Source organism: Microbacterium sp. OR21 (genome assembly GCF_047306785.1).
Lineage (GTDB): Bacteria > Actinomycetota > Actinomycetes > Actinomycetales > Microbacteriaceae > Microbacterium > Microbacterium esteraromaticum_E.
The window spans coordinates 64,250-76,013 of sequence record NZ_JAZEXJ010000001.1; the positions used below are offsets into that span (position 1 = coordinate 64,250).

Genomic DNA, 11,764 nt, shown 5'->3' on the forward strand with positions numbered 1-11,764 from the left:
CGTCAGTCGGCGAGGATGACCGAGCGGGTGAGGTTGCGCGGCTGGTCGGGATCGAGGCCCTTGGCCACGGCGCGGTCGAGGGCGACGCGGTGCAGACGCACCAGATCGGCCATCGGGTCGATCGCGTTGTGCACGAAGCGCGCTCCGGTCGCCTCGACCTGCGCCTGCAGCCCCTCGGGTGCGGCGCCCAGCTGCCAGGTGACGCGGCCGGGAGCGGCGATCGCGATCGGACCGTGGCGGTACTCCATCGAGCTGTACGACTCGGTCCACGACTGCGACGACTCGCGCATCTTCAGCGCGGCCTCGTGCGCGAGACCCATGGCCCAGCCCATGCCGAGGAAGCTGTACTGCTCGGCCTCGGTCAGAGCTGGGTCATCGGTGCCGTCGAGCACGGCCTGCGCGTCGGCGATCGCCGTGTCGAGGTTCTCGCCGAGCGACGCGCGGAACAGCGCGAGGGCGGTGGTCGCGAACCGGGTCTGCACGACCGACTGCTCATCGGCGAAGGGCAGGCCGATCACGGTGTCGGCGAGATCTACGAGCGGCGAGGCGGTGTCGCCGACCACGGCGACCACGGGAGTGGCGCCCTTCACGCGCTCGGTGAGCTCGAGCACCTCGGTGGTCGTGCCCGAACGGGTCAGCGCGACGATCGCGTCGTAGTCGCGGCCGAACGGGAACTCGGATGCCGTGAACGCGTCGGTCTCGCCGTGACCCGCCGACTCGCGCAGGGCGGCGTACGACTGCGCCATGAACCACGAGGTGCCGCAGCCGACCACGGCGATGCGAGCACCGGATGCGGGCAGCAGAGCCTGCTCGTCGCGCATCGCGGCGGCGCGCGCCCAGGTCTCCGGCTGCGAGGTGAGCTCCGCGCGCATGTGCGCACCGGCGGTGATGGTCATGGCTACTCCCGACTGCAAGTTTTTGAAGCTTACGCGTTCTTAACGATCATATTGTCGCACGGAAATGACGTCCACTGAAGCCCGGCGGACATGGTCGTGCGCTCGAGAGCGTCTCAACTCAGGAGAGACGAGCCGGAACCGCGCCCGCCGGCCCGGATTCGGCCCCGTACCGCCAGGATCTTCGGAGTTCCGCCGCGGCTCAGCGGTTCTCGGCGGCCTCGGTGTGGTGGCGGATGACCTCGGCCACCACGAAGTTGAACCACTTCTCGGCGAACTCCGGATCGAGGTGCGCCTCTTCGGCGAGCGCACGCAGGCGCGCGGTCTGCTGCTCTTCGCGCCCGGGATCGGAGGCGGGCATGTCGTGCTCGGCCTTGAGCCGCCCGACCTGCTGCGTGCAGCGGAAGCGCTCGGCGAGCATGAAGATCAGTGCGGCGTCGATGTTGTCGATGCTGGCGCGCAGGCGCAGCAGTTCAGCGCGCGCCGCACGCGCGTCGTCCGTGCCCACGGGTCAGCTGTGCCGGCCGTCGGCGCGCCCTGCACCGCCGTCGTCGGGGTAGCGCCCGTCGGTGTACTCGCCCTCGTCCTCCGCCGGTACGTCGGTCGCCCGGCCCTCGGTGTCGGTGTACGCACCCTCGCCGTGATGGGGATGGTGCACCTCGCGGCCGTCGGCGGAGTAGACGCCGTCGGTGTACTCGCCCTCCGCCTCGGCGGCGTGGGCGCCGTGGTGCACGACGCCCTGACCGTCGGCGTGGTCGGCGTCGGTGTACTCGCCCTCGGCAGGGCCGGAAGCGTCGTGTGCGTGTTCGTCGGACATGGGATCCTCCAAGGGGTGGTCGCACCTCTCACGATAGTCAAGCCCGGGCCGAGAAGGCAGGGGCAAGTCGGCGCCGGCCATAGAGTGATCGCCATGAGCTCCGAAGACCCCACGTCGTCCGCCGCCTCCGGCGGCAGCGACTCCCGCGCGGCTGCCAGGGCGAGCCGCGCCGCAGATGCTGCGGAGGCCGCAGAGACGGGAGCGGCCATCGAAGCCGATGCCGCCGCCGATGAAGCCAGTGCCGCAGCCGACGAGGCGGATGCCGCAGCCGCGGCCGCCGAAGCCGCGGAGCACCCCTCCCCGGCCGATGCCCCGACGCCGCGTCGCTCGATGTGGACCCGCATGGATCGGCCGTTCCGGCTGGGCTTCCTGCTCACCCTCGGCGGTCTCTCGGCGTTCCTGCTGGCCCTGGCGCTCACCAGCCTGTCGACGGTGCTCGTCTACGTCGCCATCGCCCTGTTCGCGGCGCTCGGCCTGAACCCCGCCGTGCGGCTGCTCGAGCGGTGGGGACTCTCCCGCGGTCTCAGCGTGGCGATCGTCATCGTCGCGCTCGTGGCGACCGTGGGTCTCGTACTGGGGCTGATCGTGCCGGTCGTCGTCGAGCAGATCGCGTCGTTCGTGAAGTCGGTGCCCAAAGTGGTCGACGACTTCATGCACACCGACCTGTACCTGCTGCTCGAGAAGCAGTTCGGCGATCAGATCGGCTCGCTGCTCGCGGACGGCGAGAAGCTTCTCACCGACGGCAAGACACTGACGGCGCTGGGCGGCGGTGCGCTGAAGGTGGGCACCTCGATCGCGGAGGGCATCTCGGCGTTCGTCATCGTGTTCGTGCTCACGCTCTACTTCGTGGTGGGCCTGCCCGGCATCATCACATCGATGCTGCGCCTGGCACCTGCGCGCAAGCGCCGGCAGGCCCGCGGCATCATCGACCAGATCACCGAGTCGGTCGGCGGGTACGTGCAGGGCATGGTGATCCTCGCGTTCGCGAATTCGATGGTGGCGTTCGTGCTGTACCTGCTGCTCGGGCTGCCGTTCCCGCCCCTGATGGCCGTCGTCGCATTCCTCGTGACGCTCATCCCGCTCATCGGTCCGCTGCTGTTCCTCGCCATCGGCACGGTCGTCGCGCTGCTCGCGAGCCCCGTCAACGCGCTGATCTTCGGCGTCGTCTATCTGATCTACATCCAGATCGAGGCGTACGTGCTCACCCCGAAGGTCATGAACCGCACCCTCGAGGTGCCCGGCCTGCTGGTCGTGCTGGGCGCACTGGTCGGCGGCACCCTGCTCGGGCTGCTCGGTGCGCTCGTCGCGGTGCCGGCCACGGCATCCATCCTCATCATCCTGAACCAGATCTTCATCCCGCGGCAGGACGAGCGCGTCTGACGCACGCAAGAGGCCGGGTGGGAGATCCCACCCGGCCTCTCGCGGTCTCAGCCGAAGATCAGATCAGACCCTTGTCTTTCAGCCATGCGGTCGCGATCTCCGCCGACGACTTCTCGTCGACGGTGCTCTGCACGTTCATGTCGACGAGGTCCTCGGCGCTCAGCTCGGCGCTGATCCCCTCGAGCACGTCGGTGACCTCATCGGCGATGTCGCTCGAGACGATCGGCACGACGTTCGAGGCGAGGATCATGTTCTCGGGGTCTTCCAGCGCCACGATGTCCTCGGTCTGGAAGGCCGGGTCGGCGGTGTAGATGTCGGCCACCTGCACGGTTCCCGCGAGCAGCGCCTCGAGCGTGCCCTGCCCGGTCGCCGAGAACTTCAGGTCGATGCCGTAGGTCTCCTTCGCGCCGGCGGGGCCGTACGGGCGCTGCTCGAACTCGGGGGCCGCTCCGATGGTGGCGGGCTCGCTGAGCTTCGACAGGTCGGCGATCGACGTGAGCCCGTTCTCGTCGGCGAACGACTTCAGCACCGTGTAGGTGTCCTGGTCGCTCGCGTCGGCGTACTGCAGCGCGGTCAGCCCGTCGGGGAGCGCGTCCTGCAGTGCGGCGAACACGTCGTCGGGGCTGGTGGCCGTGGCCTCTTTGTCGAGGTACTCGAGCAGGTTGCCGGTGTACTCGGGGAAGACGTCGATGTTGCCCGACTCGACCTCGGGCATGTACGCGTCGCGCTGACCGATGTTGAACTTGCGCTCAACGGTGAAGCCGGCGTCTTCGAGGCCCTGGGCGTAGATCTCGGCGATGATCTCGTTCGAGTAGTACGCCTGCGAGCCGACGACGATCGTGTCGCCGCCGGTGTCGCTGTCGTCGGCGCTGGGCTTGTCGAGGGGGTTGGTGTTCGATCCGCAGCCGGCGAGCGATAGGGCGGCGAGGATCGCGACACCGGCGGTGAGAGCGGTGCGGGTCTTGCGGTGCATGGACATGGCAGGCCTTTCGGTGGGGATCAGGCGGGAGCGGATGCCACGCGGCGAGCGCGCGGCGTCGAGGTCGGTTTTCGGGATGCCGGGGTGCGCAGCCCCGCGGGCATGGCCGCCCGCTGCGCGAGCGCCATCAGCAGGTCGACGGCCAGGGCCAGCAGGGCGACGAGGATCGCACCCCCGAGCACCTGGTCGAAGCGGCTCAGCGGGATGCCCTGGATGATCGGCCATCCGAGGCCGCCGAGGTTGACGTAGGCGGCGATCGTGACCGTGGCGATCACCTGCAGCAGCGCCGAGCGCAGTCCGCCCATCAGCAGCGGCAGACCCAGGCGCAGCTCGACCTTCGTGAAGATCTGCCACTCGGTCATGCCCATCGCCCGGGCGGCGTCGATCACGCGGCGGTCGATGGCCTCGAGCCCGGTGTACGCCCCGGCGAGCAGCGAGGGGATCGCGAGCAGCACGAAGGTGATGACGGCGGCGAGCGGCGTCTGCAGGATGCCGAGCACGAGCACGAGCAGCACCAGCAGGCCGAACGAGGGGATCGCGCGCGCGGCGCCGGAGACGGCGACGGCGATCTCGCGCCCGCGCCCGGTGTGGCCGATCAGCCAGCCGGCGGGCAGGGCGATCGCTGCGGCGACCGCGACCGAGACGATCGTGTACAGCAGGTGCTGACCGAGCAGGGTGGGCAGTGCGTACGTGCCGACCAGGCGGTCGGGCGAGAACAGCCAAGCGAAGGCGTCGGCGAAGAGGTTCATGCGCCGGCCGCCTTGAGGGTGCCGGCCGTGGAGCGGGTCGACGTCGCACGGGTCCACGGCATGAGCATCCGCCCCGCCAGCACGAGCAGGAGGTCGACGACGAGCGCGATGACGACCACCGCGACCACGCCGGCGAGCACCTCGGCGATCAGCCGGCGCTGCTGCCCGTTCGTGAAGAGGTAGCCCAGGTTGGTCACCCCGATGAGGATGCCGACGGTCGCCAGCGAGATCGTCGACACCGCGGTCACGCGGAGGCCGGCGAGGATGACGGGACCGGCGAGCGGCAGCTCGACGGCGAAGAAGCGTCGGGGCGCGGCGTAGCCCATCGCCGTCGACGCCTGCAGCACACCTTCGTCGACGGAATCGAGCCCGTCGGCGACCGCGCGCACGAGGATCGCGACGGCGTAGATCGTCAGCGCGGCGATGAGGTTCTCTTCGCTGATCACGGAATACCCGAGCGCCGCCGGCATGAGGATCAGCAGGGCGAGCGATGGGATCGTGTACAGCAGACCGGTGAGCACGATGACCGGTCCGCGCACGAGCCGGTAGCGCCACGCGACCCAGCCGAGCGGCACCGACAGCACCAGGCCGAGCACGATCGGAATCAGGCTCTGGCGCAGATGGGTCACCGTGAGCTCGACGATGAGCTCCAGGTTGTCCATCACCCAGTTCATGCGCCCTCCACCAACCGCCCCTGCGTGCGGCCCTCGGAGTCCACGACGACGGCGCCGGTCGGGGTCTGCTTGACGCTCAGCGCCCGGCGGCCGCGCTCGGCGCCGATGAACGCCTCGACGAAGGCATCCGCCGGATTCTCGATGATCTCGCTGGGACCGCCGACCTGCACGATCCGCGCCCCGCGGTCGAGGATCACCACCTGATCACCGAGCAGGAACGCCTCGTCGATGTCGTGGGTGACGAACACGACGGTCTTGTCGAGCTCGGCCTGCAGGCGGATGAGCTCCTGCTGCAGGTCGGCGCGGACGATCGGGTCGACGGCGCCGAACGGCTCGTCCATGAGCAGGATGTTCGGGTCGGCGGCCAGCCCGCGCGCCACTCCGACCCGCTGCTGCTGCCCGCCCGAGAGCTGGCTGGGGTAGCGGTCGGCGAGAGACTGGTCGAGACCCACGGTGGTGAGCATCTCACGTGCCCGGGCGTGCGCGTCGCGACGCGAGACGCCGGTGAGGCGCAGGACGGTGGCCACATTGTCGATGACGGTGAAGTGCGGCATGAGGCCGGAGTTCTGCATCACGTAGCCGATGCGGCGGCGCAGGGCGACGGGGTCGCCGTCGAGAACGCTCTCGCCGTCGATCTCGACCTGGCCCGAGGTCGGCTCGACCATGCGGTTGATCATGCGCAGCAGCGTGGTCTTGCCGCATCCGGACGAGCCGACGAAGACGGTCGTCTTGCGCGACGGGATGACCAGGCTGAAGTCGTCGACGGCGTGCGTGCCGTCGGGGAATGTCTTCGTGACCGACCGGAACTCGATCATCGGCTCACGGCTCCTGCGGGGACAGCTCTCATGCACGTACCTCCTGGCATCGGTTCGAGCGTAGGCGACGCACCGGACATTCCGGCGGGAGCGCTCCGATTCGCCCCGTTCACGCTTTCGGTTCGGAGCACGGGTCGCAGCGGATTGCGCCCGCGCGGGCGGGCAGTGCGCAGCAGCCTCATGCGGATTGCCTGCCGTACTCCTCGAGCAGCCGCAGCCAGATCTCGCTCATCGTCGGATACGCCGGGACGGCGTGCCAGAGCCGGCTGATGGGCACCTCGCCGACCACCGCGATCGTGGCGGCCTGCAGCATCTCGGCGACATCGGCGCCCACGAGGGTGACTCCGAGGACCACCTCGCGCTCGGTGTCGACCACCATGCGCGCCGTGCCCTGGTATCCGTCGGCGTGCAGCCCGGCACCCGACACCGCGCCGAGGTCGTAGTCGATGACCTCGATCTGCCGGCCGGCCGCGCGCGCGGTATCCGCCGTCATCCCCACCGAGGCGACCTCGGGCTCGCTGAAGACGACCTGCGGCACGGCAGCATGATCGGCCGTGGCCACGTGGCGACCCCACGCGTCGTCGGCGACGACCTCGCCCCGCGAGCGGGCGGCGATGACGTCGCCGGCGGCGCGAGCCTGGTACTTGCCCTGGTGGGTGAGCAGGGCGCGGCCGTTGACGTCGCCGACCGCGTACAGCCAGTCGGAGCCGGGCACGCGCATCGTGTCGTCGACCTCGATCGATTGGCCTGGCTCGAGCCCGGCGACCTCGAGCCCGATGTCCGCGCTGCGCGGTGCGCGTCCGGTCGCCACGAGCACCTCGGCAGCCGTGATCTCATCACCATCGTCCAGGGTGAGAATGACGCGATCGGCGTCGCGGCGCACGGCTGTGGTGCTGCTGTTCAGCCGCACGTCGACGCCCAGCCCGCGCAGCCCGTCGGCGACCTGCTCGCCGGCGAACGGCTCCATCCGCTCGAGCAGCCCGTGCCGGGCGATGAGGGTGACGGTCGATCCGAGCCCGGCGTACGCGGTCGCCATCTCGACCCCGACCACGCCCCCGCCGATCACCGCGAGAGATGCGGGCACCTTCTCGGCGCCGGTCGCCTCGCGACTGGTCCACGGCTGCGCCTCGGCGAGACCCGGGATGCCCGGGATCACGGCATCCGATCCGGTCGCGATCGCCACGGCGTGCCGGGCTCGCAGCACCCGCTCGCCGTCGTCGGTGCGTACCGTGACCTCGCGCTCGGCGGTGAGTCGGCCGTGCCCGCGCACGAGATCGATGCCGGCGCTCTGCAGCCACGTCACCTGCCCGTCGTCGGACCAGTGGGCCACGAACTCGTCGCGCCGCGCCAGCACCTCGGCCGGCGTGACGGTGCCGCCGTCGACGCCGCGCACGTGCCGCGCCGCGCGCAGCGCCTGCATCGGCCGCAGCAGCGCTTTCGACGGCGTGCACGCCCAGTACGAGCACTCGCCGCCGACGAGCTCGCTCTCGACGATCACGGCGGTCAGCCCGCCCTGCACCGCTCGGTCGGCCACGTTCTCGCCGACGGGCCCGCCGCCCAGGACGATGACGTCGTATTCGTCGCTCATCCGGCCAGTCTTGCCGAGGGCGCGGATTCACCTCCGGGGCTTGACAGGCGCTTCGCCTCGCGCTCGGCTCAGCGCGCGGGCAGGATCACGGTCGGCGTCGGCGCCTCGGTGACGTGGCGGACCTCGCGCGGAGCGCCGGTGCGCTCGTCGAGGTCGACCACGCTGACCGTGCCCGAGCGCTGCCCCGCCACGAGCAGCGTGCCGTCGTAGACGAGGTGATGGCGCGGCCAGTCGACGCCCGAGTCGGCGAGCGCGAGCGGCTCGAGCACCTCGCCGCCACCGCGCACGCGCAGCGCTGCGAGCGTGTTGCTGCCGCGCAGCGCCGTGTAGAGAGTGTCGCCGTCGCGCGAGACGGCGAGCTCGGCGGGGAAGTCGACTCCGACCTGGGCGATCGGCGAGGCGGGAGTCGCGGCGACCAGGCCCCAGCTGCCGTCGCGGGCGGATGCCAGAGTGAACACCTCGCACGAGAACTCGGTCACCACGTGCAGATGCCCGCTGGGGTGCAGCACCATGTGTCGGGGGCCGGTTCCCCGTGGCAGCACCACCTCGTGGTCGAGCGCGAGCGCCTGTCCGGCTGCACGCCAGATGCGCACCAGGTCGACGCCGAGGTCGGTGGTCGCGATGCGCCCGTCGGGCAGGAACACTGCGGCGTGCGCGTGCGACTGCCGCGGCTCGTCGCCGACGGGCAGCGGGTGCGGGTCGCGAGAGCGCTGCGGATCGGCATCCGGCTGCTCACCGGCGCCCTCGTCGCCGAAGAGCGCGGCGCGGAGAGCCGCAGCCTTGTCGACCCCGGCGGGCACCAGCGCGCCGTCGTCGGCGATGCCGAAGCGCACGACGCGGCCGTCCCCGTAGCAGCTGGCGATCAGCATCCGCCCGCCGGGCGAGACCGCGAGGTGGCAGACGCCGTCGCCGGCGCGCAGCGGCTCACCCAGCGGACGCAGCGCCGCCTCGCCGGCCCGCGCGAAGGCCTGCACCGTGCCTGCGCCCTCGAGCGCCGCGTACACGACGTCGAGCGTCGGATGCGCGGCCAGCCACGAGGGCGACGCCACCGCAGCTGCGACACCGCGGTGCCGCAGCGTCGACGGCCCGCCGCCGCCATCGACCGACAGGAGGCCGATGCCCTCGGCCTCCCCGTCCATGTCGGCGCCGTATCCGCCCACCCAGAACCGCGTCATGCTGCATCCTCTCCCGCGCCCGTGGACGGATGTCGGCGGTTAGCACGGATGTCGGTGGAATCCGCCCGGAACCGCCGACATCCGTTCATCGAGCCGACTACCGTGCCGCCACCGAGAAGGCCGGGGGTCAGCCGATCAGGTCGTGGCGCACGATGACCTGATCGCGGGCGGGGCCCACGCCGATCACCGAGATGCGGGTGTTGCTCATCCGCTCGAGGGTGAGCACGTAGTCCTTCGCGGTCTGCGGCAGGTCGTCGAAGGTGCGCGCCTTCGAGATGTCCTCGCTCCAGCCGGGGAAGTACTCGTAGATCGGCTTGGCGTGGTGGAAGTCGGTCTGGTTGACCGGCACCTCGTCGAACCGCGTGCCGTCGACGTCGTACGCCACGCAGACCGGGATCTGCTCGAGCCCGGTGAGCACGTCGAGCTTGGTGAGCACGAGATCGGTGATGCCGTTCACGCGCGTCGCGTAGCGGGTGATGGGGGCGTCGTACCAGCCGGTGCGCCGGTCGCGCCCGGTGGTGGTGCCGTACTCGAACCCGGTCTTGCGCAGCCACTCGCCCATCTCGTCCTCGAGCTCGGTGGGGAACGGGCCCGAGCCGACGCGGGTGGTGTACGCCTTGACGATGCCGACGATGCGGTCGAGACGGTTGGGTCCGACACCGGATCCGGATGCCGCGCCTGCGGCCGTCGCGGTCGACGACGTCACGAAGGGGTAGGTGCCGTGGTCGACGTCGAGCATGGTCGCCTGACCGGCCTCGAACACGACGACCTCGCCGCGGGTCAGGGCCTCGTCGACAAGGTGGCCGGTGTCGGCGACGAGCGGGCGCAGCCGCTCGGTGTACGACAGCAGGTCGTCGACGATCTCGTCGACCGTGATCGAACGGCGGTTGAACATCTTCACGAGCAGGTGATTCTTCTGATCGAGCGCGCCCTCGACCTTCTGCCGCAGGATGTTCTCGTCGAAGAGGTCCTGCGCGCGGATGCCGACGCGGTTGATCTTGTCGGCGTACGCCGGGCCGATGCCGCGGCCGGTGGTGCCGATGCGACGCTTGCCGAGGAAACGCTCGGTGACCTTGTCGAGGGTGCGGTGGTACGCGGTGATGATGTGCGCGTTGGCGCTGACCTTGAGGCGCGAGGTGTCGACACCGCGGGCCTCGAGCGCGTCGAGCTCCTGGAACAGCACGGCGAGGTCGACGACGACGCCGTTGCCGATCACCGCGTTGACGCCGGGGCTGAGGATGCCGGAGGGGAGCAGATGCAGGGCGTACTTCTCATCGCCGATGACGACGGTGTGCCCGGCGTTGTTGCCGCCGTTGAACTTGACCACCCAGTCGGTGCGCTCGCCGAGCAGGTCGGTGGCCTTGCCCTTGCCCTCGTCGCCCCACTGAACGCCGACGATCACGATTCCTGGCATGCGTGTACCCCCTGGTGCTGCACGCTGTCGCCGGGTTTGCACCGGCCGATGAACTGGCCCTGATCGGGCGGATCCATCCTATCGGAGAGGCATTTCACACCCCGCCCGGTCGTCGGAGTGCGACCGAGGGCCCGTCGATCACGCTGACGCGCGATCGGGATCGTCAGCACCGCGGAACGTTACGCTGGTGCAGGGCTGCGCGGGCCGCGTGCGCTCCCGATGAGGAGAGCCAGATGACCGATCTTCCCGTTCACGCACCGTCGACGCCGCCCCCGCCGGCACCTGCCGCACGCGTCCCGGCCGACGGCGACGATCTCGCTCGCGCGCAGCGCATCCTCACCGTCATCTCCGACTCGTACGCCACGAAGATGGTCGGACAGGACCGCCTGCGCATGAGCCTGCTCATCGCCCTGATCGCCGGCGGGCACATCCTGCTCGAGTCGGTGCCGGGGCTTGCGAAGACGACCGCGGCGAGCACGCTGGCCGACACCGTGAAGGCCAGCTTCAAGCGCATCCAGTGCACCCCCGACCTGCTGCCCAGCGACATCACCGGCAGCCAGATCTACGACGCGGCGACCGGCAGCTTCCGCACCGTGCTCGGCCCGGTGCACGCGAACTTCGTGCTGCTCGACGAGATCAACCGCTCGAGCGCGAAGACCCAGTCGGCCATGCTCGAGGCGATGCAGGAGCGGCAGACGACGATCGGCGGCGAGGTGCACCCGCTGCCCCGGCCGTTCCTCGTCATCGCCACCCAGAACCCGATCGAGCAGGAGGGCACCTACGAGCTGCCCGAGGCGCAGATGGACCGGTTCCTGCTCAAGGCGATCGTGGAGTATCCGAGCCCGGCCGAGGAGTTCGAGATCCTCAACCGCATCGACTCGGGCGCCCTCGATCCCGACCGCCATGTGCCCGGCGCGATCAGCCTCGACGACGTGCACGACCTGCAGGACATCGCCTCGCGGGTGTACATCGACCCGGCCATCCGCAACTACATCGTGCAGCTGGCGTACGTCACGCGGAACCCCGCCCCGTACATCGGCGAGGAGCGCGCGCGCTTCATCAAGTACGGCGCGAGCCCGCGCGCGAGCATCGCCTTCCTGCAGGCGTCGCGCGCGCTGGCGCTGCTGAACGGCCGCACCCACGTGCTGCCGGAAGACGTGCGGTCCCTGCGCCACCTCGTGCTGCGCCACCGCGTGCTGCTGACCTTCGAGGCGGATGCCGAGGGCGTGCGCAGCGAAGACATCATCGACGCGATCTTCGCGTCGGTGCCAACCCCGTGA

General features: G+C 70.4%; 12 protein-coding genes. 2 read left to right on the forward strand and 10 right to left on the reverse strand.

Annotated features, from left to right (window positions below):
* Nucleotides 1-2 precede the first annotated feature (2 nt).
* The 3 genes from V2S04_RS00300 to V2S04_RS00310 all read right to left on the reverse strand — a co-directional run bounded on the left by V2S04_RS00300 (nt 3) and on the right by V2S04_RS00310 (nt 1,710).
* Entirely contained in the window at nt 3-896 is an 894-nt protein-coding gene (locus V2S04_RS00300; protein ID WP_413636522.1) for an SIS domain-containing protein, read from the reverse strand.
* Nucleotides 897-1,095: 199 nt separating this feature from the next.
* The gene (locus V2S04_RS00305) at nt 1,096-1,401 is read right to left on the reverse strand and encodes a chorismate mutase (protein ID WP_099196292.1); all 306 of its coding nucleotides are present in this window, start codon (nt 1,399-1,401) and stop codon (nt 1,096-1,098) included.
* A gap of 3 nt (nt 1,402-1,404) precedes the next feature.
* Nucleotides 1,405-1,710, reverse strand: a complete 306-nt coding sequence (locus V2S04_RS00310; protein WP_413636523.1) for a hypothetical protein — start codon at nt 1,708-1,710, stop codon at nt 1,405-1,407.
* A gap of 93 nt (nt 1,711-1,803) precedes the next feature.
* On the opposite strand from V2S04_RS00310, the gene V2S04_RS00315 reads away from it, so the two are divergent.
* Complete coding sequence (locus tag V2S04_RS00315; RefSeq protein WP_413636524.1) at nt 1,804-3,090, forward strand: AI-2E family transporter; 1,287 nt, start codon at nt 1,804-1,806, stop codon at nt 3,088-3,090.
* 58 nt (nt 3,091-3,148) lie between these two features.
* Here the strand turns inward: V2S04_RS00315 and V2S04_RS00320 are convergent, their stop codons facing one another.
* The 7 genes from V2S04_RS00320 to V2S04_RS00350 form a co-directional block, all read right to left on the reverse strand.
* A complete protein-coding gene (locus tag V2S04_RS00320) occupies nt 3,149-4,069 on the reverse strand; it encodes a glycine betaine ABC transporter substrate-binding protein (protein ID WP_413636525.1) in 921 nt (306 codons plus the stop codon).
* A gap of 20 nt (nt 4,070-4,089) precedes the next feature.
* Nucleotides 4,090-4,818 (reverse strand): ABC transporter permease, encoded by a 729-nt coding sequence (locus tag V2S04_RS00325; protein ID WP_413636526.1) that lies wholly within the window; start codon nt 4,816-4,818, stop codon nt 4,090-4,092.
* Complete coding sequence (locus V2S04_RS00330; protein ID WP_413636527.1) at nt 4,815-5,492, reverse strand: ABC transporter permease; 678 nt, start codon at nt 5,490-5,492, stop codon at nt 4,815-4,817. The genes V2S04_RS00325 and V2S04_RS00330 overlap by 4 nt, the downstream gene beginning before the upstream one ends.
* The gene (locus V2S04_RS00335; protein WP_413636528.1) at nt 5,489-6,307 is read right to left on the reverse strand and encodes an ABC transporter ATP-binding protein; all 819 of its coding nucleotides are present in this window, start codon (nt 6,305-6,307) and stop codon (nt 5,489-5,491) included. The genes V2S04_RS00330 and V2S04_RS00335 overlap by 4 nt, the downstream gene beginning before the upstream one ends.
* 178 nt (nt 6,308-6,485) lie before the next feature.
* Nucleotides 6,486-7,895 (reverse strand): dihydrolipoyl dehydrogenase family protein, encoded by a 1,410-nt coding sequence (locus V2S04_RS00340; protein WP_413636529.1) that lies wholly within the window; start codon nt 7,893-7,895, stop codon nt 6,486-6,488.
* A 68-nt stretch (nt 7,896-7,963) separates the two neighbouring features.
* Nucleotides 7,964-9,070: a lactonase family protein gene (locus V2S04_RS00345; RefSeq protein WP_413636531.1), complete on the reverse strand. Its 1,107-nt coding sequence runs from the start codon at nt 9,068-9,070 to the stop codon at nt 7,964-7,966.
* Between the two features lie 127 nt (nt 9,071-9,197).
* On the reverse strand, nt 9,198-10,484 hold the full coding sequence (locus V2S04_RS00350; protein ID WP_413636532.1) for an adenylosuccinate synthase: 1,287 nt from the start codon (nt 10,482-10,484) through the stop codon (nt 9,198-9,200).
* Between the two features lie 233 nt (nt 10,485-10,717).
* Here V2S04_RS00350 and V2S04_RS00355 point away from each other — a divergent pair, with 233 nt between their 5' ends.
* Entirely contained in the window at nt 10,718-11,764 is a 1,047-nt protein-coding gene (locus tag V2S04_RS00355; RefSeq protein WP_413636533.1) for an AAA family ATPase, read from the forward strand.

Excerpts from the sequence above, each read along its gene's own strand:
- V2S04_RS00335 (WP_413636528.1), bottom strand. The coding sequence starts at position 6,307 with ATGATCGAGTTCCGGTCGGTCACGAAGACATTCCCCGACGGCACGCAC.
- V2S04_RS00330 (WP_413636527.1), bottom strand. The coding sequence starts at position 5,492 with ATGAACTGGGTGATGGACAACCTGGAGCTCATCGTCGAGCTCACGGTG.
- V2S04_RS00325 (WP_413636526.1), bottom strand. The coding sequence starts at position 4,818 with ATGAACCTCTTCGCCGACGCCTTCGCTTGGCTGTTCTCGCCCGACCGC.
- V2S04_RS00340 (WP_413636529.1), bottom strand. The coding sequence starts at position 7,895 with ATGAGCGACGAATACGACGTCATCGTCCTGGGCGGCGGGCCCGTCGGC.
- V2S04_RS00350 (WP_413636532.1), bottom strand. The coding sequence starts at position 10,484 with ATGCCAGGAATCGTGATCGTCGGCGTTCAGTGGGGCGACGAGGGCAAG.
- V2S04_RS00310 (WP_413636523.1), bottom strand. The coding sequence starts at position 1,710 with ATGTCCGACGAACACGCACACGACGCTTCCGGCCCTGCCGAGGGCGAG.
- V2S04_RS00315 (WP_413636524.1), top strand. The coding sequence starts at position 1,804 with ATGAGCTCCGAAGACCCCACGTCGTCCGCCGCCTCCGGCGGCAGCGAC.
- V2S04_RS00355 (WP_413636533.1), top strand. The coding sequence starts at position 10,718 with ATGACCGATCTTCCCGTTCACGCACCGTCGACGCCGCCCCCGCCGGCA.
- V2S04_RS00300 (WP_413636522.1), bottom strand. The coding sequence starts at position 896 with ATGACCATCACCGCCGGTGCGCACATGCGCGCGGAGCTCACCTCGCAG.
- V2S04_RS00320 (WP_413636525.1), bottom strand. The coding sequence starts at position 4,069 with ATGTCCATGCACCGCAAGACCCGCACCGCTCTCACCGCCGGTGTCGCG.
- V2S04_RS00345 (WP_413636531.1), bottom strand. The coding sequence starts at position 9,070 with ATGACGCGGTTCTGGGTGGGCGGATACGGCGCCGACATGGACGGGGAG.